Source organism: Edaphobacter sp. FHG110511_03 (genome assembly GCF_059115365.1).
This window is the reverse complement of the sequence record NZ_JBZYWL010000006.1, coordinates 354,212-375,209: the sequence shown is the minus strand read 5'-3', so window position 1 is coordinate 375,209 and position 20,998 is coordinate 354,212. Positions and strand designations below refer to the sequence as shown.

The 20,998-nt window shown below is 57.3% G+C and carries 18 protein-coding genes; 7 read left to right on the top strand and 11 right to left on the bottom strand.

The genetic code is table 11. The features are described 5' to 3' along the window. Positions 1 to 154: 154 nt before the first annotated feature. The 4 genes from AC5S26_RS24015 to AC5S26_RS24000 all read left to right on the top strand — a co-directional run bounded on the left by AC5S26_RS24015 (position 155) and on the right by AC5S26_RS24000 (position 4,586). On the top strand, positions 155 to 1,579 hold the full coding sequence (locus tag AC5S26_RS24015; protein ID WP_494187483.1) for a D-arabinono-1,4-lactone oxidase: 1,425 nt from the start codon (positions 155 to 157) through the stop codon (positions 1,577 to 1,579). A gap of 129 nt (positions 1,580 to 1,708) precedes the next feature. Further along, positions 1,709 to 2,467: an oxygenase MpaB family protein gene (locus AC5S26_RS24010; RefSeq protein WP_494187482.1), complete on the top strand. Its 759-nt coding sequence runs from the start codon at positions 1,709 to 1,711 to the stop codon at positions 2,465 to 2,467. A 289-nt stretch (positions 2,468 to 2,756) separates the two neighbouring features. Beyond that, positions 2,757 to 3,275 carry a cytochrome P460 family protein gene (locus AC5S26_RS24005; RefSeq protein ID WP_494187481.1) on the top strand — a complete coding sequence of 173 codons (519 nt, stop codon included), beginning with the start codon at positions 2,757 to 2,759 and terminating at the stop codon, positions 3,273 to 3,275. A gap of 150 nt (positions 3,276 to 3,425) precedes the next feature. Beyond that, on the top strand, positions 3,426 to 4,586 hold the full coding sequence (locus tag AC5S26_RS24000) for a glycosyltransferase family 4 protein (protein WP_494187480.1): 1,161 nt from the start codon (positions 3,426 to 3,428) through the stop codon (positions 4,584 to 4,586). A 36-nt stretch (positions 4,587 to 4,622) separates the two neighbouring features. Here AC5S26_RS24000 and thiS read toward each other — a convergent pair whose 3' ends face one another. The 3 genes from thiS to thiD are packed head-to-tail and all read right to left on the bottom strand — an operon-like array spanning position 4,623 to position 5,998. Continuing rightward, positions 4,623 to 4,856: a sulfur carrier protein ThiS gene (gene thiS / locus AC5S26_RS23995; RefSeq protein WP_494187479.1), complete on the bottom strand. Its 234-nt coding sequence runs from the start codon at positions 4,854 to 4,856 to the stop codon at positions 4,623 to 4,625. Between the two features lie 27 nt (positions 4,857 to 4,883). After that, positions 4,884 to 5,156, bottom strand: a complete 273-nt coding sequence (locus tag AC5S26_RS23990; RefSeq protein WP_494187478.1) for a hypothetical protein — start codon at positions 5,154 to 5,156, stop codon at positions 4,884 to 4,886. A gap of 47 nt (positions 5,157 to 5,203) precedes the next feature. After that, complete coding sequence (thiD, locus tag AC5S26_RS23985) at positions 5,204 to 5,998, bottom strand: bifunctional hydroxymethylpyrimidine kinase/phosphomethylpyrimidine kinase (RefSeq protein ID WP_494187477.1); 795 nt, start codon at positions 5,996 to 5,998, stop codon at positions 5,204 to 5,206. Between the two features lie 268 nt (positions 5,999 to 6,266). Here thiD and AC5S26_RS23980 point away from each other — a divergent pair, with 268 nt between their 5' ends. Both AC5S26_RS23980 and pyrF read left to right on the top strand, forming a co-directional pair. Beyond that, entirely contained in the window at positions 6,267 to 6,800 is a 534-nt protein-coding gene (locus tag AC5S26_RS23980) for a septal ring lytic transglycosylase RlpA family protein (protein ID WP_494187476.1), read from the top strand. A 60-nt stretch (positions 6,801 to 6,860) separates the two neighbouring features. Beyond that, entirely contained in the window at positions 6,861 to 7,613 is a 753-nt protein-coding gene (gene pyrF, locus AC5S26_RS23975) for an orotidine-5'-phosphate decarboxylase (protein WP_494187475.1), read from the top strand. An 86-nt stretch (positions 7,614 to 7,699) separates the two neighbouring features. Here pyrF and AC5S26_RS23970 read toward each other — a convergent pair whose 3' ends face one another. The 5 genes from AC5S26_RS23970 to AC5S26_RS23950 form a co-directional block, all read right to left on the bottom strand. Continuing rightward, positions 7,700 to 8,602 carry a dimethylarginine dimethylaminohydrolase family protein gene (locus AC5S26_RS23970; RefSeq protein ID WP_494187474.1) on the bottom strand — a complete coding sequence of 301 codons (903 nt, stop codon included), beginning with the start codon at positions 8,600 to 8,602 and terminating at the stop codon, positions 7,700 to 7,702. Positions 8,603 to 8,796: 194 nt separating this feature from the next. After that, positions 8,797 to 8,976 carry an Rcat domain-containing protein gene (locus tag AC5S26_RS23965; protein WP_263365634.1) on the bottom strand — a complete coding sequence of 60 codons (180 nt, stop codon included), beginning with the start codon at positions 8,974 to 8,976 and terminating at the stop codon, positions 8,797 to 8,799. Positions 8,977 to 9,162: 186 nt separating this feature from the next. After that, positions 9,163 to 10,401 (bottom strand): hypothetical protein, encoded by a 1,239-nt coding sequence (locus tag AC5S26_RS23960; RefSeq protein WP_494187473.1) that lies wholly within the window; start codon positions 10,399 to 10,401, stop codon positions 9,163 to 9,165. Between the two features lie 127 nt (positions 10,402 to 10,528). After that, positions 10,529 to 11,569, bottom strand: coding sequence for a CPBP family intramembrane glutamic endopeptidase (locus AC5S26_RS23955; protein ID WP_494187472.1), 1,041 nt, complete (start codon positions 11,567 to 11,569; stop codon positions 10,529 to 10,531). 24 nt (positions 11,570 to 11,593) lie between these two features. Continuing rightward, the gene (locus AC5S26_RS23950; RefSeq protein WP_494187471.1) at positions 11,594 to 12,487 is read right to left on the bottom strand and encodes an acetyl-CoA carboxylase carboxyltransferase subunit alpha; all 894 of its coding nucleotides are present in this window, start codon (positions 12,485 to 12,487) and stop codon (positions 11,594 to 11,596) included. 376 nt (positions 12,488 to 12,863) lie between these two features. Between AC5S26_RS23950 and AC5S26_RS23945 the strand changes: the two genes are divergently transcribed. Beyond that, on the top strand, positions 12,864 to 14,327 hold the full coding sequence (locus tag AC5S26_RS23945; protein WP_494187470.1) for a hypothetical protein: 1,464 nt from the start codon (positions 12,864 to 12,866) through the stop codon (positions 14,325 to 14,327). Positions 14,328 to 14,358: 31 nt separating this feature from the next. Here AC5S26_RS23945 and AC5S26_RS23940 read toward each other — a convergent pair whose 3' ends face one another. The 3 genes from AC5S26_RS23940 to AC5S26_RS23930 form a co-directional block, all read right to left on the bottom strand. Then, positions 14,359 to 16,080 (bottom strand): DUF885 domain-containing protein, encoded by a 1,722-nt coding sequence (locus AC5S26_RS23940; protein WP_494187469.1) that lies wholly within the window; start codon positions 16,078 to 16,080, stop codon positions 14,359 to 14,361. A gap of 186 nt (positions 16,081 to 16,266) precedes the next feature. Continuing rightward, complete coding sequence (dnaE, locus tag AC5S26_RS23935; protein WP_494187468.1) at positions 16,267 to 19,803, bottom strand: DNA polymerase III subunit alpha; 3,537 nt, start codon at positions 19,801 to 19,803, stop codon at positions 16,267 to 16,269. A 75-nt stretch (positions 19,804 to 19,878) separates the two neighbouring features. Next, positions 19,879 to 20,913, bottom strand: a complete 1,035-nt coding sequence (locus AC5S26_RS23930) for a M20/M25/M40 family metallo-hydrolase (RefSeq protein WP_494187467.1) — start codon at positions 20,911 to 20,913, stop codon at positions 19,879 to 19,881. Between the last annotated feature and the right edge of the window lie 85 nt (positions 20,914 to 20,998).

Here is a 20,998-nt window from a genome sequence, read left to right as displayed (position 1 = left end):
GGCCTTGACTATTCCCACGGACGATACCTGTGCTTGCACTCTCCGGCGTCTCGCGCCGCGATTGCGCTCGTTCGCACAATGCGGAAACCTTTGCGCAACGGCATGATCGAAACCCGCAAACAATTGGACATGCTCCCAGAGAAAGGCACCACGAATGCACCTCCCCAGCCCTGATTACCGATTTGAAGCCTTTCATGCCATCGAAAGCATCGACGATGAGGGTTTTTTGTTCAATTGGTCAAGAACCAACCCCTTGGCTCCTTTAAATAAGGTTGTTCAACCCACCAACGAGCAGGAACTTCGCTCCATCTTGCTTGGAGGCTACGACACGGTGCGCGTCGTGGGCTCGACACTGTCGTTCGAGCCCGTGCACTCGGTGCATGGCGAAGCCGGCCCCGCGGTCTTGATCGATTTACGGTCCTGGACGGGCCAAGTCGCAGTCGGTGAGGGCTTCGTGATCTACAAAGCGGCCACCGCAGTGGAGAAGCTTTGCGCGGATTTGATCGAAATGGATCGCATGCTGCCTGCTTGCCCCGGCGTCATCGGCATCCAAACTCTCGCCGGAGCTTTGGCGACGGGCACCCACGGTCAGGGACTGCGCCAATCGAGCTTGGGCGATGCGGTGCTTTCGATGAAAGTGATGCTCGCGGACGGCCAAATCCAGCTCGTCGAGCGTGACGATCCGCGCTTTGGAGCATTCATGCTCTCCATCGGATGCCTGGGCATCGTCTTGGAGGTGAGTTTTCGAACCGTACCGAATGTCATTATGAAGTGTCGTAAGCTGACCGTCGATCAGGAATGGCTGATTGCTAACCACGAGCGGCTGAACCAGGAGCATCTGCTTGTGAAAACATGGTGGTTCGCTTGGACCGGAGAGGCCCATGTCTGGTTGGTGGACCCCGCCTCTGAGTTGGAAATCCGGGCTTATCGGGCCGCTGGATGCCTGACCTTGGACTTGGGCTCCGACACCGGGCCGGTGGCGCTCTTGGACCCCACCGTCGAGGTCACGATGCGCAAAATGGGAGTCGACACGAAAAACGAAGCTTTGGACGGACGGCACATTGAAACGATGCGTCGCTTCAAAAACGGCAACGATTTGATCGGCAACGTCTACCAGCTGTTGTGCAAGGGGATTCCCGCTCCCCAAATCAATTGCGAAGTGTCCGTTCCTTTCGACAAATCGGTCGAAGCCTTCGGCATCCTTAGACAATGGCAACAGGAGCATCCTGGCGTGTTGCATTATCCTTTTATTTTGCGGTGCTGCGGAGCCTCCGAGGCTTGGCTGTCGCCAGCTTATGGTAAACCCGTATGCTATATCGGCTTTTTAGTGTATTTGGCCGCAGACGGCCAATTCGCTCGCGGCTCCCTTGATTGGATGGATGAAGTGCAAGCGCGCTTGGCTCGCCTCGGCGGAGCTCCGCACATAGGCAAGCATTTTTCTCCCGAAATCTACGAGCTTTCGGAGCGCGCCCGATGGCGTGATTTCGACCGACTGCGTAAGGAGCTTGATCCCAATGGGCTATTCGAAAACCAATTCGTCAAGCGATTGTTCTCCCACTCCAGGCAGGAAGCCGCCTGATGACACAGGCGCTTCTTTTCGATCTTGACGGCACTCTGATCGATTCCTCCAACGCATGGTGGGCGATTCGCTTAAGGATTCGCGTTGGTATTGTCAGTCAGAAAGCGCCCGATCGAGATGACCTCTGAAATGAAACGAACCCCCGCCACGAATCCCCAGATGCCCCAGCCTCTCACGAGCGGGTCAGAGGATGGAGCCATTCTGCGTTCCCCGTCCGAGATTGAACGGCTCTATTACGGCCAGCATCGCATGGCGTTCCGAATCGGAACGTATCTCGCATTGATCCGGATGATGGGCATCGCGCACTTGGTGGAGTCCTTGTATGGGCACACGAAATTGGTGTCCGAGACTCATGCCCGCCTGGCGCGGACCCGGCAGACGGTGGTCGATCTGATCCGCCATGGTTTCGATAGCCCCGAAGGACGAGCGGCAATACAGCGCTTGCGGGATGTTCACCGGCATCTCAAAGTCAGCCCCGAGGACTACCAGTATGTGCTCGCGACTTTCTTTTTGGAACCGCTCCGCTGGAGCGAGCAGCACAGCCTGAAGGCGGTGACGCAAGATGAAGCGAATCTGCTATTGAGATTCTGGATGCAGGTGGGTCATGCGATGAGCATCCCCAACCTCCGTGCATCGCTGCAGGAATGGAAGGACTTCCAGAGAGATTACGAGGATCGCTACATGGGTTTCACTTCCCAGGGCCACCGTCTCGCCCTGATGTGCCTGCGCGATGTCGTCAAACTGTCGCTGCCGAGGGGAACACAGGGGATCTCCCGTCAGATCATGATCGCCACGATCGAGCCCGCAGTACGCCAATCCCTGGGGATTGCGCCCTCGCACTGGTCTGCAAGGCTGCTCGTTCGGATTCTTCTGCGCATCATGGCCTGACCGGTGGCCGTTTTGAAGGTAGGAAGGGGGAAGTTCCGCAACTTACAAAGACGGCGATCCCCACATTACCACCGCACGACGCCTACGGCTTTACAATGACCTATTCGCTTTGCACAGCGAACGACAATTCAGCTTTGCTTCAATATTCACGTAAGGCAAAAGATGTCAGGTTCCCGCTCATGAGAGATGCCCTGTTCCATGGATAGGGTTGGTGTAAGAACAATTGTCTCCCCTGTCATTTCGACCAGAGTGCAGAGCTAATAATTAAAAGATTGGAGGAGTCAGCCTGTTGAAACGGATCGTTTTGCTTCTTACCACGACAGCCATGGTGGTCATCATCGCCTTCACTGCTCATGCCTCAGGACAGGCCGATCAAGCGGTGGCCCCGATCTTCGGGATCACTATTCCTTCGGATTACCGCAACTGGCGGCTGATCTCCGTGGCCCACGAGGCCGGCAATCTCAATGATCTTCGCGCCGTTCTCGGCAACAACATCGCCTTCAAGGCCTACCAGGAAAAGACACTTCCATTCCCCGACGGCACCATCATCGCCCGGCTGGCGTGGAGCTACATTCCATCCGAAGAAAACAACAAAGTCTTCGGCCGCGAACAGTCCTTTGTAGCTGGCCCACCCACCAACGTCCAGTTCATGGTTAAGGACTCCAAAAAGTACACTGCGACCAACGGCTGGGGATTCGCGCAGTTCAAAGATGGCAAACCCGCCGACGAGGCCGTGCACAAGACCTGTTTCTCCTGCCACGAGCCCGTCAAAGCCCGCGACTTTGTCTTCACCCGATACGCTCCCTGATCACCGCTCGGATACTCTTAGTTCCCTCTCTGTCAAATAAATGCTGAGCGAACTCTCCGTGATTTTTCCAGCACCTCCCTCATCTTTGCGATGATTCAAGAGTAGGACTCCCCCTTTGCTACTATCGACCTGAGGCCCTCCCGTCCCTGCATGAGAATTGTCCAGGCTGTCTTCGGCGTATTTCATCACTTTGAACTGGCTCGTGAGCTTGAGCGCCGAGGTCATCTCGAGGCGATCTATTCCACCTTCCCCTGGCGCCGACTACAGCGCGAAGGCCTGCCGCACTCCCGTGTTCAAACTTTTCCCTGGCTTCACACTCCGGAGTTCCTACTGCAGCGCTACCGTATAGGGGGCCGGTGGGTCATAGATCAGCTAGGATATGCCAACGCACTCGCGTTTGATGAATGGACGCTGCGTCAGCTTCCCCCCTGCGACGCCTTCATTGCCATCTCAGGTGCCGGGTTGAAGACCGGCCGCGCCCTCCAACGCAAAGGTGGTCTTTTCATATGCGATCGTGGATCGTCCCATCAGCGCTACCAGGAGCGAATCGTCGCAGAGGAATATCGGAGATGGGGCGTCGAGCTCCCGGTAAGCGATGAAAGAGATACGATCCGTGAAGAAAAAATATACGAGGCAGCTGACCTGATTACCGTTCCATCCGGCTTTGCGGCGCGATCCTTCCTCGAGATGGGGCTGCCCGCCGAAAAGATCCGGAAGATCCCTTACGGTGTGCGGCTGGAACGGTTTCGCCCCATCGGCCAGCCTCCCGAGGGACGCTTTGAGGTTCTCTTCGCGGGAGGAGTCAGCCTCCGCAAAGGAGTTCCCTACCTGCTGGAAGCCTTCGCGAAGGTTCGCCATCCGGCAAAGAGACTTCGTGTGGCGGGCGCGATCCGACCCGACTTTGAGGCCGTGCTCTCCCGAATGCCGCAGGAAAATGTGGAATTCCTTGGCTCCGTACCGCAGGACCGCATGATCGAGCTGATGAGCACCAGTACGGTTATGGTGCTTCCCAGCATCGAAGAGGGCTTGGCTTTGGTGCAGGGACAGGCCATGGCATGCGGCTGTCCGGTCATTGCTTCAACCAACACTGGATCTCAAGACTTGTATGCAGATGAAATTGAAGGATTTATCGTCCCAATTCGCGATCCAGGTGCACTCACACAGCGAATGCAGCAGCTTGCCGAAGATCCTGATCTCCGTCAACGGATGAGCGAGGCGGCGCTCGTCCGGGTGAAATCGCTGGGAGGATGGAAGGACTATGGCGATCAGTGGGAGAAGCTGCTCCAGGAAGCTATAAAACGTTCTGCATAGACCATTTTCTTCAAGCTTAACCGTGCAGAATACGTTCTACCCGTTTGACGGACAATCAGTTCCTCCGCCAACAAAGTGAACGATCTCCAGCCTATCGTTTTGGGCCAGAGCGAGGTTACCCCATGTCGCCCGAGTCGCAATCTCTCCGTTGTGTTCGATCGCTACGCGATCTCCCTTTAGTCCCAACTCTTGGATGAGGTCTTCTAGGTTAGAAGATTCTGACAGGGAGAAGACTCGGGACTGGCCATTCAAGATGAGCGTAAGCGACATAATGCTCTTAAGCGTAGCAGGCGTTCTTCAACGGAAAGTCGGATCGATTGCCCCGGCGGCTCGTCCGCTAAACCATCTGCTGCTGCCGGCCCGCCGCCGACCCAAAATCTCTGAGTATTCGTCGAAAACCTCGCGGCTTCTTCTGGAAAGAATCCGGATCGCTTCGTCTTCCGCTGGAATGACAGCCGAACCTTCAAAATAAACGCGATCGGTAACTAAATGCTCTGCAGCATCACTGAGAATCTGCAAAGCAATCCCGTAGTTGATTGAATTGACCTCGGGGCTATGAACAGCTGGCATCAGCACCTCCTCCATAACGTTCCCTATCGGCTTAGATGCTCTTGGCGTTATCGAAGAGGCCACAGATGGTTCAAGGGCCCATGCCCAAAACCGAGAGGTACCGCACGGCGAATCGCCTCCGCCACATACTGTTTTGCCGCCACGGCGGCCTCCCAGGCACTATCACCCTGCACCAGCCGGCTCAACAGAGCGCTCGAGAGCGCGCAACCGGTTCCGTGGGTTGAGCGGCTCTCGATCCACTCCCCCTGAATCCATCGCGGTTCGCCGCCTTCGAAGAGAAGATCATCGGGCGGATCAAGGTGACCTCCGGTTGCAAATATCTTGAGCGAGGGATAAAGATGAGCCAACTCCTGTGCGGCCGCGACCACATCTTCAGGAGTTGAAACCCTCAGTTCGCTCAGAGCTCGAAGCTCGTCAAGATTGGGCGTCACCCAGCCCACCAGTGGAAGCAATCTCTCCCGTAGAAGGGTGATTCCCTCCGCAGACAGCAGTTCCCTTCCCGAGCTCGCGCAAAGTACAGGATCAAGAACGATTGGAACTTCTGGTGATAGCGTGCGCAGCCTCTCCAGGTAATCCGCAACGACGGACACAATCTCTGGCGTAGCCAGCATTCCCAGTTTCACTCCCGCAGGAGGCAGGTCAGTATCAAGGTAATCCAGCGTCTCCTTCAGCAGATCAGCGGACACGGGCTGGTTATCCCGTACCCCGACGGTCGATTGAACAGTAAGACTGGTGATCGCGGAGGTACCGAAGAGACCATGTGCGGCGAAGACCATCAGGTCTGCTGTCATTCCTGCGCCCGAGGAGGGGTCGAAACCTGCGATGGAGAGGACGGTCTTCATAGGAGCGGGATCGGCGGTTTTCTAACCCTTTTGTGGTGCAATGGAACCTTTTTTCGACTTTTTTGAAAACTAGCAGGATTCAGCGAATTTGTCCCTGAATCGCACAAATTCGGTCAAAAACCAGAGAATTCGGCCAGAATCTACAGTTCAAATTTGAGATTTCCTTTAGCACATCAGGCTCGTCCAGGCAAGCAGGTAATGCCTCATAACTCCATTCAGATGATTGACTTAGCCTTTTCAGGTCGAGACAATATTACAAGGAGGTTGCATGAAGATCATTTCTACGAAGATGGGGGACAAGACTGTTCCCACCAAGCGTGGAGTTGCCATCGCAACGCTGCTTGTCGCGTTGGGAATTACGGCGTCTGCAAGCGATCCTTCGATACCGGCAAATCCTGCTGCATCGGCAAAGAGCGCAGACAAAAGCCCGGTCAAGCCTCGTCGTTGGTACCAGGTCGGTACGGCGTCGTGGTACGGACGATACTTCCAGGGCAAGCAGACAGCGAACGGTGAGTCGTACGACATGAATGCCCTCACCTGCGCCCACCGCAGCCTTCCCCTCGGAACCTGGCTGCGCGTCACCAACCTGAAAAATCGCAAGTCCATATTCGTCAGGGTGAACGATCGGGGGCCCATGCCCGAAGACCGCATTATCGATCTCTCCTACGGAGCCGCCAAGGCAGTCGGCATCACCGGGCTTGCAAAGGTCAAACTCGAAAAGCTTCGTCCCGGAGACCCCGAGATGGCGAAGCAGCTGATCGCACAGCTCCATGTTCCGATCGCAGTCGGCCAGGGACTTTAGTTCCCTCCACAATCTCACGCTCACAGCTTCAGTCCATGCGCTCTCCGCTAGACTGAAGCTGTGACGAATTCCTCGATAAACTCCCTTTTCCTCTCCCCGAAAGACCGGCTCGCCGTCGCGCTGGATGTTCCTGACGCTACTACTGCATTCGGGATGGTCGATCGCCTGGAGGGTACGTGCCGCTGGTTCAAGATCGGCATGGAGCTCTATTACGCAGCCGGAAATTCCCTTGTTGAAGCCTTGCGGGGACGCGGCTTCAGCATCTTCCTCGATCTCAAGCTTCACGACATCCCCAACACCGTCGCCGGAGCGGTTCGATCCGCCACGGGTGCTGGCGCGGAGCTGCTCACCGTACACGCCTCCGGAGGCGGTGCAATGTTGCAAGCGGCGGCAGAAGCTGCTCAAGCCCCGGGCTCGCCGCGGCTGATCGCGGTGACCGTGCTGACCAGCATGGATGCGGCTGAGCTAGCCTCTGTAGGAGTTTCAGCCTCACCGGCGGAACAGGCCTTGAGGCTCGCTCGCCTGGCGAAGGAATCAGGGATTGGCGGCATGGTCTGCTCAGCAGAAGAGGTTAACTCCCTGCGGCAGGAGATTGGCCCTGAAGCGCTTCTTGTGATCCCCGGAATACGTCCAGCCGGAGCAAATAAAGACGATCAACGGCGGATCGCCACCCCTGGCGACGCCATTTCCCGCGGCGCCTCCATGCTGGTCGTGGGACGGCCGATCACGCAGGCCTCCAATCCAGCGGATGCCGCGCGGGCAGTACTGGCCGAGATTGCCGCAGCGGACGAGACATCCAATCCAAAAAGGTGAAGAAGAGTCCTCGCAAAAAGAAAGAGCCCGGACTTTTCTCCGGGCTCTCTTTGCAACTCGATCAACCAAGATGCAGAAGGATGTATTTACCCCTGTGAATTGTTGATGACCTGTGAGTCGCTAAGCCGGAGCGTGAGTGCTTTGGCTGAGCCTCCTCCACGGATGAATTCGCTGAGGTTCACTTCGGCGACGTTGTAGCCCAGTCCTTCGAGGCGCTTTGCCAGGTCGCTTCCGGTTATGCCCATGATGATCTCGCGGCCAACGTTGATGACGTTGCAGGCAAAGCGAGTCGCCTCTGCCTCCGTAACCGCGATGCGCATCTCCGCAGCGTAGGCGGCTTCGATTCTGGCCAGAGATGGCTTGTCGAAGGCTCCCGGGAAATACAGCAGGTGGCCACCTGACAATGGGGCGAAACAGGTGTCCAGATGGTAGAAACGCGGGTCGACGAGATGGAGTGAGCTGACGTCGGTATGCCACGCATCGGCAACGTGGCGATGGCTCTGCAGACAGGTTCTGACGCCGTGCGCGGCCCACAGGTGATTTCCGGCGGCGTTGAAGAGCGCGTCGCCCTCGCCCTCGAAGGCTGTCTCCCGTGGGGTCTCCCAGATGATGAAGCCTGCTGCCTCGAACCAGCGGCGAAGATGTTGTTCTTCTGCCTGACGCTGGGGATGAGCAAAGCTGGAAAGAGCCACGATGCCATGCTGCACGACAGCTGCGTGTCCAACGAAGACCATGTCGGGCAGGCTCTTCTGACCGTGGATCAAGCGCACATCTGCGATGCGCTGGAGCTGGCTGTGCAGTTCCTTCCATTGAGCGAAGGCAAGATCTCTCGAAGGACGGTGCAGGTTGCCGGCCATCCAGGGATTGATGACGTAATTTACGTCATACCACTCGGGTGGACACATCAGGTAAGCCGGCCTGTCGAAATGTGGGAGAGGGGCGAAGTTGCGGGCAGTTGAGCTGGATACTGTGGTGCTGATGGTACTCATATAGAGGGTAATCCCTACTTTCCGGTCTAAAGTCTGCCCGGCAGAAGAGACAGTCGTCAAGTCAAGTTACGGTAATTTGTTGTACAACCTTGGTACGTTAGTGTCACAAAGGGATTTAGCGGATCGGGCCGTTTTGTCCCCAAACATCAAAAGAGGCCCCAAAAAGGGACCCTTTTGAACTTTGATCCAGATTCCTACAGCTTTTCGAAGAATTCGCAGGCCGAGCAGGAGATGTAGACTCCGCCCGGGGTGCCCCGCTCGCGATCCTTAACACGCTTTACGATGCGGGTCGGTTTCGAGCACTTCGGGCAATCGGTGCTCTTGTTGGTGTCCATGACCTTCTTACGGTCGCCGGTCTTGGCAATCTTCGCCATAATCTTGCTCTCCCTGGTACGAATGTTTCGGCTCGCGCGCGGGATATCCGATGCTCTCCGCTGGGCGTGGAGCATTCAGGGCATCCGGAACTTCTCAGGATTGTCCGGGCAGAGCCTCGGTAGAAATCGGAGGAGAAGAACTGCGGTTGTGACTCTAATGATTTTACATCGTCACCGGTTCCGTGGCTATGGGGTAGTGGAACCGATCCTTGGCGATTGGGGCGACTGAGGATATGGAGAAGATTGTGGTCTCCCGATATCTTGGGGTCGATTCGGCGGCGGCTGCTGCGTCTGCGATGCGGGTAAGGTTTGCGCGTTGGGATCGGCGGGCGACCCTGGAGCTGCGGGGATGGGCTGCCGATCTGCCTGCCTGCCGGCATTCTTGTCGGTTGGATATTGAACCTTCCCCTGCGCATTGGCTGGCTCTGCTTCGCCGGGAAGACGCAGCGAAGGTGGAGCAGCGGCTGGGGTTCCTTCATCTTCTCCGCCTTTGGCTGGCGCGCGATCGCCCATTGCAATCTCGCGGGTATTGGTGGGTATCTCGGCTGTCTCGAGCTCATTCTTGTCGTGGATCTCAAGAGGTTTGCCGAGCGCTGCAATCTCCACCACAGCAACGCGGTCTCCAACGAAGCGAATGAAGCGGACCGTCTGCGGAACATGGCCGTAGATCCACTCCTCGTACTGAGTGCCGTTCGCGTCTCCGCTCTGCTGCTCGCGCACCTTCCTTTCGGGCGCGCCAAGCGAGGCAAGAACCATGCGGTGATTCATGCCGACCAGAACCTCGTGGGCGGCGATGGCATTACGAAGTCTTGGCGGCAGCGTATCGGCGTAGGCCTGCTCTCCGGACTTCACCCCAAAATCGACAATAGGCTCGACTAATGCCTTGACCTCAGGAGCGGAGATATCGGGAATTCCTCCGGGAAAGACCAGCGTCAATCGTGAACCCATCGGCTGTTCGCCAGTCGTGGCGGCAACCGGCGCATTATTGAGTTGAATGTGGCTCAGAAAGCGATGCTTAGCATAAGGGCCGCCGTTAAAGTCAAAGATAATCTGGTCACCCTTAATGTTGAGTGCCGTAACGACGACGCGATCTCCTGGCGCCGCTGCTTGCCCTTTCTTAAAGATCATCTCGCGGTATTTATCGCCTGCAGGCGATAACTCGCCATTGGCTTTCAAAGTGAGGACGCCGATCGGAAGAGGACGATGCGCGAATCCTTGCTCAGCCTCAAGGTTGCGCACCAGCTCGCGTCGACCGCGTTCATTGAGCTTCTCAGTCGAGAGTGGGAGATTGGTCGGGGTAAACGAGGTGGAGACATCGGCGGTCGCAGTCTTTTCTCCTACAACAAAGACCTGCGAATGGGTTGCCGGCGCCAGGCATACGGAAAGCCCCGCGAAGAGAGCCCATCTGTGCGTGCAGATCGCCATGGAAGCACCTCAGATAGTGACAAGCTTGCGCCTTCTCTTCTCTTTTGACAAGAGGGCTGCACAAATGGTTTGTCGCTTTTCCCCGAGGAGGACGAGAAATTTACAATCCTGGCCGCTGCTGCCCGGCTCAGGCGTCCGGGGGGTCACTGGCCGAACGCCCCTCAGGTGAGCTCGGAAGGATCTGAACCAGGGCCGGCGGCCGGTTTTGCTGGGATTGCTCCATTGCAGTGTGGGCTGCTGGCGGCTGGGCCTCCATGGGATAGCCACCTGCGACGATGGGGGCGTGGGTGTAATTCCAGGCGTAGTCACGGGTCACACGGATCAGGACGATCAAGCCAGCAAAGAGAGCTATTGCCAGTCCCCAGGAGGCCTCCGGGCCGTAGCGGCCACCGGTCAACCAGCGACGTCCTGTGGCTATTGTCTGAACGAGAACCGAGGAGTCAACATTTCCGCTGACCGGGAGACCGAAGAGCATCCCCATGCTCGCATTCCACGCAAAGTGCATTCCCCAGGCGAGCCATAGGCCATGGGTCCTGAGCCAGGCAACCGAGAGGAAGATTCCCATAAAGATGGCGATGAGGATTCCGGCAAGGGAAGCCCCGTTGATTGCTGCCTGGGCCAGGCCAAAGACGATCGACATCACCACGGTGGCGACGGTAGGACCGATTCCCTCAATCAGGCAGCGGAAGGGATAACCGCGGAAGATGACTTCGATGGCAAGGGTCTCCGCAGCAAGGGTCAGGAGGTTGATGACCACCAGACGCAGAGTGCCGGGCTCAGTCCAGAAGGTGAAGTGCAGACTTCCCGCGAGCGCCATAGGCAATACTGCGAAGACGACCATTCCCCACCCCAGGGCGGCGCCGGTTAGCCACTCCCTGCCCCATGTGGGCCGCTTTGGCAAACCCAGCACGGAGCGGAAGGATGCCGGTCGGCGGCCCAGAATCTCCAGCAGGAGAAACCCAACCGCGAGCAGGAAGAGAAGGAAGAGAGCGCTTAGTAGAGGACGCCAAGCTTCCATGTTGAAACGGTTGGTAATGCCCCGGGCTGAGCTGGCTGAGAGCAGCCGCGACGAGACGGACCACGCGATGACCGCGGCGAATCGCGCCAGTTGGAGGGTCATGCCGGTACGCGGGTGCGTAGTCGTTGAATCGGAGGCGTACGACAACAAATCTGCTCCGTGCGTGCAAAGCCGCTATGCGCTGGTTGAGGCCGCTGCCTGAACTTCGGCGGTTTCGCTGGTGTAAAACTGCGCGATATTGCGGAATTTACGGTAACGCTCTTCGAGAAGTCGATCGAGCGAGAGCGTGCGCAGACTGGCTAGATGGAACCGCAGCCGCTCGTCTACCTCGGCGAAGGCTGCGGCAGGATCTTTATGGCTGCCACCGTCGGGTTCACGTAAAACGTCATCGACACAACCGAGCGCCTGCACATCCCCTGCGGTGTACTTCAAGGCGGCAGCCGCCTGCTGCTTCTTGTTCGCGTCCTTCCACATGATGGAGGCGCATCCTTCAGGAGAAATCACGGAGTAGATGGAATTCTCGAGCATGAGGACGCGATCGGCTACAGCAAGGGCTAGCGCGCCGCCGGATCCGCCTTCTCCCGTAATCGTTGCGATCGTGGGAACGCGTAGCCGGGACATCTCCAGCAGGTTGCGCGCGATAGCCTCGCCCTGTCCGCGCTCCTCGGCACCGATTCCGGGAAATGCTCCGGCAAGATCGATAAAGGTGAAGATAGGCCGAGAGAATTTTTCGGCGATTTTCATCGCACGCAAAGCTTTGCGATATCCTTCGGGATCGGGAGAGCCGAATTTGCGTGCAACGCGCTCCTTCAGAGTGCGGCCCTTCAAATTGCCGATTACCATCACCGGCTCGCCGTGAAACCAAGCCATACCCGCGGACATCGCCTCATCGTCCCCGAAGGAACGATCGCCGTGAATCTCGCTGAAGCCCGTGAAGATTGCCTGAATAAAGTCCATCGGATAAGGACGCTGCGGATTTCTTGCCAGCTCTGTCTTAACCCATGCCTCTGGAACTGGCGGAGCGGCTGGGGTGCCATGCATTACTCTGCTTGCTTCTTTTTCGGCCATATCTCGGCTAACCCTGCTTCACCTCTGATTGTATGCGATTGGGAGCGACGATGCAGGGCTGTTTACTCCGGAAGGACACCCAATAGGCGCGAACAAGCATCGTAGATAGAATTGGTTGCACAGTTTTCGAAGGATTGGGCTTATCCTTCTCTGTCGCACGTCTGAGCTATGAGGGGCTGTTCAGATGACATGGAGGAACCGCCTTCGCGCAACCTCTGTTCGGCAAAAATATCACTGTGCTTACTCGCTGCCGGCATGTATCTCCCCTCAAGGAACTGCAAGGCCGGTCGGAGCTGAAAGTAGATTCATGTTTCGCCGGTGGATGGTAGTCGTACTTTTTTTTCTGAACTGCATCTGTTTCGCACAAGATGCAGGAATGGCGCGCTTGGACGCGTTGTCCCACGTTGCCCTGGTGGATGCTCCGCAATCTCATCGACCGCAGGATCAGGTCTTCAATCTTCCCTCCAAAAGTCTGGCGCGCTACAGCCCGGACGAACACGATGTTGTGGCTCTTGGCGGACAGAAGACGATCCACTCTCCCGTTGTCGAGCCCTTCCACTGGAAGGGGCTTCTTCTGCAGTCTCTGGCCTTTGACATGCTCCAGAACGCGACGCGCATCATTACAGCCGATCAAAACGACCGTCACATCCTCCTCAACAAGCCCTTCTGGTCCGACTACTGGGCTTCGCTGAATCAGTTCAACATGCGTCGCTGGAACGACGGCGATAGTATCAAGGTCAACTACATCGGCCATCCTATGCAGGGGGCGATCTCCGGCTACATCGAAGTACAGAACGACCCCCGCGGTCGGTTGCAGGAGATTTCAAAGGATCCGGAATACTGGCGTAGCCGCTTCCGAGCCTTCCTTTGGCAGACGGTGTACTCGACCCAGTGGGAGATTGGACCGCTTGGAGAGACGGCCATCTTCAATCAAGGCGGCTTCACCTATCCCATCCGCTGCAATAAGCATCCAGGTACGCCGGATTACTGCGAAAATCCGGGGACGACTTACACCAACAACACTGGCTGGGTAGATTTCATCATCACGCCGGTGGTCGGATCGCTCTGGCTTATCGGCGAAGACACAATCGATCGCTATATCTCGGATCCTCTGGTCAGACGTCATCCGAATAACTTCGGAATAAAAGTAGTTCGTTCGTCTCTCAATCCGCCACGTTCTCTCGCCAACATGCTTCGCGGGCGCTATCCCTGGTATCGCGATTACGAGCATCCCACCGAATATCAATCTCCGGTTCAAATGCGTTTCCAGCACATGCTCTCCGAGCAGCCTGTGGAACACTTCGACCTGGGCCTGCATTACTCATCTCTCAGCGTGGAGACCAACCACACCTCATGCATGAACTGTCGCCAGGCGGCGACAGGTGCGGGCCTGGAGTTCGGCCTCCGCCTGAAGCGCTATCTCGATTTTGTCAGCGACGTCTCCATCTATCCACAGGCGAGTCCGGTCTCCGCGCTCAGTGTCGGGGGGACACTGACGACGGCAACATTCGGGGTCCGTTCCGGTTACTCATCCAAGTGGTATGCCGTCAAAGTCGGGCTTTCTCCGGGCTTTGCAAGCTACTCCAGAACCGGAACGGACCCTTCGTCGCTGAAGCGAAACTATAATTTTGCCGCCGCAGCGACCCTCTCCGGCGATCTTCGTCTCACAGAGCACTTTGGATTTCGCGCAACCTTGGTGCAGATGCTGATTCGCTACAAGAGCACGGAGCGCGATCCGGACGGAATTGGAACGCCTCCCAGACTTTCCTTTCTCTCCCACGACAACTACCACAACTCCACAAACTGGGGTGTGCAACTCGGCCCGGTGCTTCGGTTCTAACGACGAACCGTTACGCATAGCACAATTGCTCTCAATAGGATCTCCAGGCGAAGGATGCCGGAATCGCAGGAACCTCACTCGCATCGCCCAGCATCTCCCAGCGTTGTAACGCAAAGGGTACATTTCCGTTCAGCCAGACGAAGTCATGAAAGCGTTGAAGCTTGAAGGAGTCGCCTTCCTTATGGCGAGCGTCACTCAGCATGCGGATGATGTCGAGCTTCCCGATCTGATAGGTGATAGCCTGCCCCGGAGTTGAGGCAAACATTGCAGCCTCGCTGCGCGCCGTCGGCATATCCATCGGTACCGTAGTGGCAAGATAATCTGCTGCCTGCTCCAAAGTGAAGGTGCCGAGCGCAAGCCGTATGTCCACCTCGGTCCTGAGTGCGCGCAGACGCATCATGCTGTAAATGCTCTCCTTCATGAGCGGCGCATCGTCGAAGAGACCGGCCTCCAGCATCATCTCTTCGGCATAGAAACCGATTCCCTCATTCGATTCTGAGTCGTAGTAGTGCCGCCGGATCGGATCGGAGTGATGCCAGCTCCACGCCATCTGAAAATAGTGGCCGGGAACGCCTTCATGGACCATCAGCGGACGGGTATCCATCGCCGTGATGACACTGAAGAATCCTTTCACCTTAGTGGGATCGCTCTTGTAGCTCGAACTGTCCTGATCGAGACGCGACGGTCCGGTCAAATCATCGGTCACTCCGAGAAAACTGAACGGTGCAACATAAGCCGAAACGGGTCGATCGCGATAATGCTTAACTTCGGACGGAACGGACAGAATTCCGTGACTCACCAGATAGTCGCGTATCGCAAGCTCTGCCTTATCGGCACTCTCGACCTGTGCATCGACCGTCGGAAAGATCGGCATCTTCGGCCGGCCGGTGTTTGCTGCCTGCGCGAAGCTTTCGAAGGCAACAGACCGCTCCCACTCCTGCCTTCCCATGGCCAGCATCTGCTCAGGCGTATGCGACATCAGGGCTACATTTCGCAGAAAGTATAGATACCCTTCGCGCCCAACGGCCGTATTCTCTGGCAGGCCTTTCTCTTTGCGCTCGATCCAGGAACGATAGCTTACGAGCGCCTCTTTGATCGTAGCGAGATCGTTCCGAAAGCGCGCGCGGTTCGTCTCGGACAGCTCCGGTAGCATCGCTGCTTGAAACCGGTCCAGCCGCTCTTCGATGCCATTGAGGGAACTCCTCGTCACACGTACGTAGGGACCACGCATCTGCGTGAGGTTCTCTCGAGCTGCGGCCAGCGTAGCTGGAATCCTCTCCATCCGTGCCAGCAGCTGGCTCTGACGCTCTGCATCGAACGGCGCCGGAGGAAGAAGAAGAGCGTAGACGCTTCCAAGACTCTGTTGAAGGTAGAAATCAGGATTCTCGCGCCACATCGGCATTACGTCGAGCTCCCAGTACACGCGAGCGATGGCGGAGCCAAGGAGCCTGTAGTCGATTTGATCTTTAATGGACGCGCCGGTTGCATCCACTACGCGCCACTGTTTTTCGAACTCTGCAGCCTGGCGCCGATAGCCCTGGACTGCCGCAGGCGACCAATCAACAACGAAGTCCTTCGAACGCTCGATGCGCGGGATATCGTCGTTCGTGAAAGGCTGCTCGATCGCACGCCACGTCCAGAACGAATCGCTTAGGGTATCCAGCCTGGCACGCTCGAAAGCTGCGTTCGCCTTCAGACACGACAAAAAGATGGCGACGCCCAGCAGCGCGGAAAGTCGTTTGGAGGGGATCATGCTCTCAAAGTAAATGCATGGCGCGATTAGCGGAAGAGAATATGTGCCGGACACAAAAGGTCACTGCTATGCCATCTTCCGAGCTGGAAGAAATTGCCATCGTCATCCTAGGCGCAGGCTCGCGCCGTATTCCCGCGAGAGCCGAAGTCGAAAGAGGACACTTTCACTTTCGTTCAGCCGTCGAGATCACTCGATGACCCGAACGCCACCCTGTCCCACAATCTCTTCGACCCGGTCAATAAAGAGCCTGTCCGCTGCAACCATCACACCCTGTGGTTCCAGAACAGCACAAAACTCACCCGGCTCCTCCAGGTCGAGAAGCAGTTTGCCTCGCCCTGGAGCGCCCACAAGGATCGCGTGCAGCTTTTCAAGCAAAGCGGCATCGGGGTTGTGCAGAGGGACTTTGATGCGCAATGCCTCTGGCAGCCTGATCTTCACGTCCTCGAGCGCCTGGATATTGGAGAGAGCAAGCTTCGGGGCGGAGTCCTCTTCGCCGCGAAGAACGCCACGAACCAGCACGGGCACTTCGATCTTCAGTTTCTCCGCCAGCTTCTCGTAGGACTGCGGGAAGGCAATCAAATCAATCTTGCCAGTAGTATCCTCCAGCGTCGCCTGTGCGTAGAACTCGCCGGAGCGTTTCGACTTGGCAACTTTCAATCCAGTGATAACGCCCGCGATCTGGATCTCGTTCTGCGGCTGCTCGTCGCGTCCACGGCGGAAGACCTGAGGCTCAGGCTTCATCTCGCATGCGGTAGCGGTATCAACTACCTTCATGTTGCGCAGCTTCTCGCGGTACTTGTCCATGGGGTGTCCGGAGACGAAGAAGCCTAGCACCTCTTTCTCGTTCTGCAGACGAGTATGTTCGTCCCATTCAGGCACATTGGGCAAAGCCTGGTCATTGGACGAGTTGGCAGAGGCATCGGAGTCGAAGATGCCGAAGAGGCCATGCTGGCCGGCGGCGGCATCGCGCTGGGCCTTCTGAGCCTGCTCCATGGTCTTGTCGAGCGCGGCCGTGGTTTGCGCACGAGCCCCGAAGTTGTCCATCGCGCCTGCCTTAATAAGAGACTCGAGCACGCGCTTGTTCAATCGGCTGAGATCGACCTTTTCGCAGAACTCCCACAAACTGGAGAAGCCCTGCTTGCCTTCGCTGCGCAGTTCCGCACGCGCGGCGATGATCGACTCGATGGCGTTATGGCCGACGTTCTTGATGGCGGCAAGTCCAAAGCCGATGGCGCTTCCCTGCTCCATCTTCACCGGCGTGAAGTTTGCATCTGAGGCCTGAACGTTCGGCGGAACCACAGGGATATTCATCTCGCGACACTCGCCGATATACTTCACGACGTTTTCGGGCTTCGAGGTTTCGCTCGTCAGCAGTGCGGCCATGAACTCGACCGGATAATGCGTCTTGAGCCACGCCGTGTGATATGCCAGGAGCGCGTACGCAGCAGAGTGCGACTTGTTAAAGCCGTATCCGGCGAACTGCTCCATCAGGTCGAAGAGCGCGCCCGCCTTATTCTTATCGAACTTGAGCTCGGCCGCGCCGGCCATAAACGTGACGCGCTGCTTGGCCATCTCCTCAGGGTTTTTCTTGCCCATCGCACGGCGCAGAAGGTCGGCGCCACCCAGAGAGTAGCCACCAATGGCAGAGCTGATCTGCATGACCTGCTCCTGGTAGACGATGACGCCAAGCGTCTCCTTCAGGATGTGCTCGAGCTCGGGGAACATGAACTCGACTGCACGGCGACCCCACTTTCGCTCGATGAAGTCATCGATCATGCCACCCTGAATCGGGCCTGGGCGATAGAGTGCGTTGAGAGCAGTGAGGTCTTCAACTGTGGTGGGCTTGTAGCGGCGCAACACATCGCGCATGCCGCCAGATTCAAACTGGAAGACCCCTGAAGTAAGTGCGCGATGAAAGACCTGCTCGTACGTCTTCTCGTCGTCGAGTGGGATCTTTGTCAGGTCGACGTCCTCGCCCGTGGTCTGCTTGATCAGCTTCAGGCAATCGTCGATGACGGTCAGAGTCGTCAGCCCAAGAAAGTCCATCTTGAGCAAGCCCATCTTCTCGACGGCCTTCATGTCATAAGCGGTGACAGTGGCCTCGTCCTTTGTACGCGTCACCGGAACCAACTCGGTGAGAGGCTTCGGAGCGATCACGACGCCTGCGGCATGAACTCCAGCGCCGCGAACCAATCCTTCAAGACGCATCGCAGTGTCGATCAGCTCTTTGATCTTCGGATCGCTGTCATAGGCGGTCGCCAGAGGACCGTTATCCTTGAGCGCTGCGTCGATGGTGATGCCGATGGTAGCGGGAATCATCTTGGCGATGCGATCGACTTCGCCGTACGGCATCTCAAGCGCGCGGCCGACGTCCTTAATCGCCGCCTTCGCCGCCATGGTATTGAAGGTGATGATCTGGGCGACCTGATCGTTGCCGTACTTGCGCTTGACGTATTCGATCACCTCGCCGCGGCGGTTCATGCAGAAGTCGATGTCGATATCGGGCATGGACACGCGCTCGGGATTAAGGAAGCGCTCGAAGAGCAGCTCGTTCTGCAACGGGTCGATGTCGGTGATCTCCATCACGTAGGCGACGAGCGATCCGGCAGCGGATCCACGGCCCGGCCCTACGGGGATTCCCTGCTCCTTCGCGTAACGGATAAAGTCCCAGACGATCATGAAATAGCCGGGAAACTTCATCTGTTTGATGCAGTCCAGCTCGCGGTTCAGGCGCGCTTCGTAATCGGCGAGGGACTTGCGCAACAAACCATGCTCGCGCAGATGGGCAACGGTGGTATCGAGGCGCTTGCGCAGGCCTTCGCGGCAAATCTGCTCGAAGTAGCTGTCGAGTGTGTGGCCTTCGGGAACCGGAAACTCGGGAAAGGGATTATCGACTGGATTCAGCTTGAGATTGCAGCGGTCGATAAACTGCATCGTTCGCGTGCAGGTCTCAGGGTTGTCGGCGAAGAGACGGTGCATCTCCTCCGCCGACTTGATGTAGAACTCCTGTGTGTCGAACTTAAAACGGTTGGGGTCGTTCATGCTGCCCGCGGTCTGCACGCAGAGCAGGATTTCGTGTGCGCGGGAGTCGTCGTTCGCGACGTAGTGGCTGTCGTTGGTCGCGATCAGAGGGATGTTGAGTTCCTTCTCCATCCGATACAGAGCTTCGCGCACCGGCTTGTCCGGCTCGAGGCCGTGATCCTGTACCTCAAGAAAGAAGTTGCCCTTACCGAACATCTCCTCGAAGTGTCCGGCGGTCTTCTTTGCCTCTTCGTACTTTCCCGCCATCAGATGCTGATTGACCTCACCGGCCAGGCAGCCGGAGAACGCAATCAACCCCTTGGTATGGCGCGAAAGGAACTCCTTTGATACGCGGGGCTTGCGATAAAAGCCATGCAGTGCCGCCTCGCTGGTCAGGCGAACCAGGTTGCGGTAGCCTTCTTCGTTTTCGGCGAGGACCAGGAAGTGCTTGTATCCGCCAGCCATCTCACGATGGTCTTCAGTCTCCGACAGGTAAAGCTCGCAGCCAAGGATCGGCTTGATGTCCTTCTTCTTCATCGCATCGAAGAAGTGGACCGCACCGAAGATATTGCCGTGGTCGGTCATGGCCGCGGCCTTCTGGCCGATCTTGCTCAGATGGCCAGCGAGCTTATCGACATCGCAAGCGCCGTCGAGCAAAGAGTAATCGGTATGCAGATGAAGGTGGGTAAACTCGGCGGCCATACCCCTATGTTAAGCCCGTGAGGAGTGAGGAAAACGCGTCACTAATTCAGAACGCGCATCCGTGTTGGTTCCCTTCTAGCCGACAAGGCTGGCAGCAAGGTTGTAGTAGAGGTCCACGGCTTCCAGCAACTCTTTCTTGGCGATCTTTTCGTCCGGGGTATGTGCCACGTGAATCGATCCCGGCCCCAGAAGGAAGGGCTCTCCCCACTCCGTCAGCGACGGAATATCCGTAGTGAACTTCGCCACCATCGTCGGAAGATCCCCAACTTTGCGCATTCTCACGAAGGGCAGGTCAAGCGAGAACGCCACGTCAGCGCGATCTCCAACCGCCTTCAAAATGTTCTCCCTGATCTCCTCCGATGGGCCAACCAACCGAATCAGGAGATGGGCTTCCGCCTTGTCCGCGATCACGTTCGGTGCACGCCCGCCCTCAATCAATCCGATGTTCAGAGTCGAAGGGCCGATCTCCGGCTCTACCGGAAGTGGCATGGCCAGGACATCGTGCAAGGCCTCGACCAGCTTGTCGACCGCCGACTCCCCGAGCTCGGGATAAGCCGAATGCGCCATCTTTCCCTTTGCACGAATCTCTACGCGAAGCGCTCCCTTCGAAGCCAGCGCAAGGCGATTGTCCGTAGGTTCGCCATTAATCAGAAACTTCGACCCTTTGGGATGAAGGTTCGCCTCCTTGGCTCCAGCCGAGTCACGCTCCTCGCCGACGACAAACAGGAGCCCCACCTTCACGCCGGCCTCGCGCAGCCGATCCGCAGCCGCAACCTGGGCGGCGATGATTCCCTTCGCATCGCAGGTGCCGCGCCCGTAGAGAAACTCATCGTCCTCGCGAGAGCCGAAGTACGGTGGAACGGTGTCCATGTGGGTGGAGAGAACGATCTCCGGAGTCACACCCGGCATCGCCGCGTAAACATTGAACCGGTCTCCATCGCCAGCGCCGGGGGTTAGAATACGGTCCGGCTGAGATACCGGCATGCGCTCGACGGAATAGCGCTGCCCCTCCAGGTATTCATGAAGAAAGGCTCCGGCCGGCGCCTCGTGATACGTTGTGGATTCAATATCGACAAGCTGCCGGGTAAGCTGAATAGGATCGACTGGCATATGGTTTCAAGCATACGACACACGATTTGACCTTTGCATTCCGCTCCGAACAGCATTAAACCTGACGGAACTGCATTGTTCGGCT

Coding starts and splice junctions, on each gene's coding strand:
- thiS (WP_494187479.1), bottom strand. CDS start 4,856: ATGTCGCTTACGCTCATCTTGAATGGCCAGTCCCGAGTCTTCTCCCTG.
- AC5S26_RS24000 (WP_494187480.1), top strand. CDS start 3,426: ATGAGAATTGTCCAGGCTGTCTTCGGCGTATTTCATCACTTTGAACTG.
- AC5S26_RS23950 (WP_494187471.1), bottom strand. CDS start 12,487: ATGGCCGAAAAAGAAGCAAGCAGAGTAATGCATGGCACCCCAGCCGCT.
- AC5S26_RS23980 (WP_494187476.1), top strand. CDS start 6,267: ATGAAGATCATTTCTACGAAGATGGGGGACAAGACTGTTCCCACCAAG.
- dnaE (WP_494187468.1), bottom strand. CDS start 19,803: ATGGCCGCCGAGTTTACCCACCTTCATCTGCATACCGATTACTCTTTG.
- AC5S26_RS23945 (WP_494187470.1), top strand. CDS start 12,864: ATGGCGCGCTTGGACGCGTTGTCCCACGTTGCCCTGGTGGATGCTCCG.
- AC5S26_RS23990 (WP_494187478.1), bottom strand. CDS start 5,156: ATGCCAGCTGTTCATAGCCCCGAGGTCAATTCAATCAACTACGGGATT.
- AC5S26_RS24010 (WP_494187482.1), top strand. CDS start 1,709: ATGAAACGAACCCCCGCCACGAATCCCCAGATGCCCCAGCCTCTCACG.
- AC5S26_RS23940 (WP_494187469.1), bottom strand. CDS start 16,080: ATGATCCCCTCCAAACGACTTTCCGCGCTGCTGGGCGTCGCCATCTTT.
- AC5S26_RS23970 (WP_494187474.1), bottom strand. CDS start 8,602: ATGAGTACCATCAGCACCACAGTATCCAGCTCAACTGCCCGCAACTTC.
- thiD (WP_494187477.1), bottom strand. CDS start 5,998: ATGAAGACCGTCCTCTCCATCGCAGGTTTCGACCCCTCCTCGGGCGCA.
- AC5S26_RS23960 (WP_494187473.1), bottom strand. CDS start 10,401: ATGGCGATCTGCACGCACAGATGGGCTCTCTTCGCGGGGCTTTCCGTA.
- AC5S26_RS23965 (WP_263365634.1), bottom strand. CDS start 8,976: ATGGCGAAGATTGCCAAGACCGGCGACCGTAAGAAGGTCATGGACACC.
- AC5S26_RS23930 (WP_494187467.1), bottom strand. CDS start 20,913: ATGCCAGTCGATCCTATTCAGCTTACCCGGCAGCTTGTCGATATTGAA.
- AC5S26_RS24015 (WP_494187483.1), top strand. CDS start 155: ATGCACCTCCCCAGCCCTGATTACCGATTTGAAGCCTTTCATGCCATC.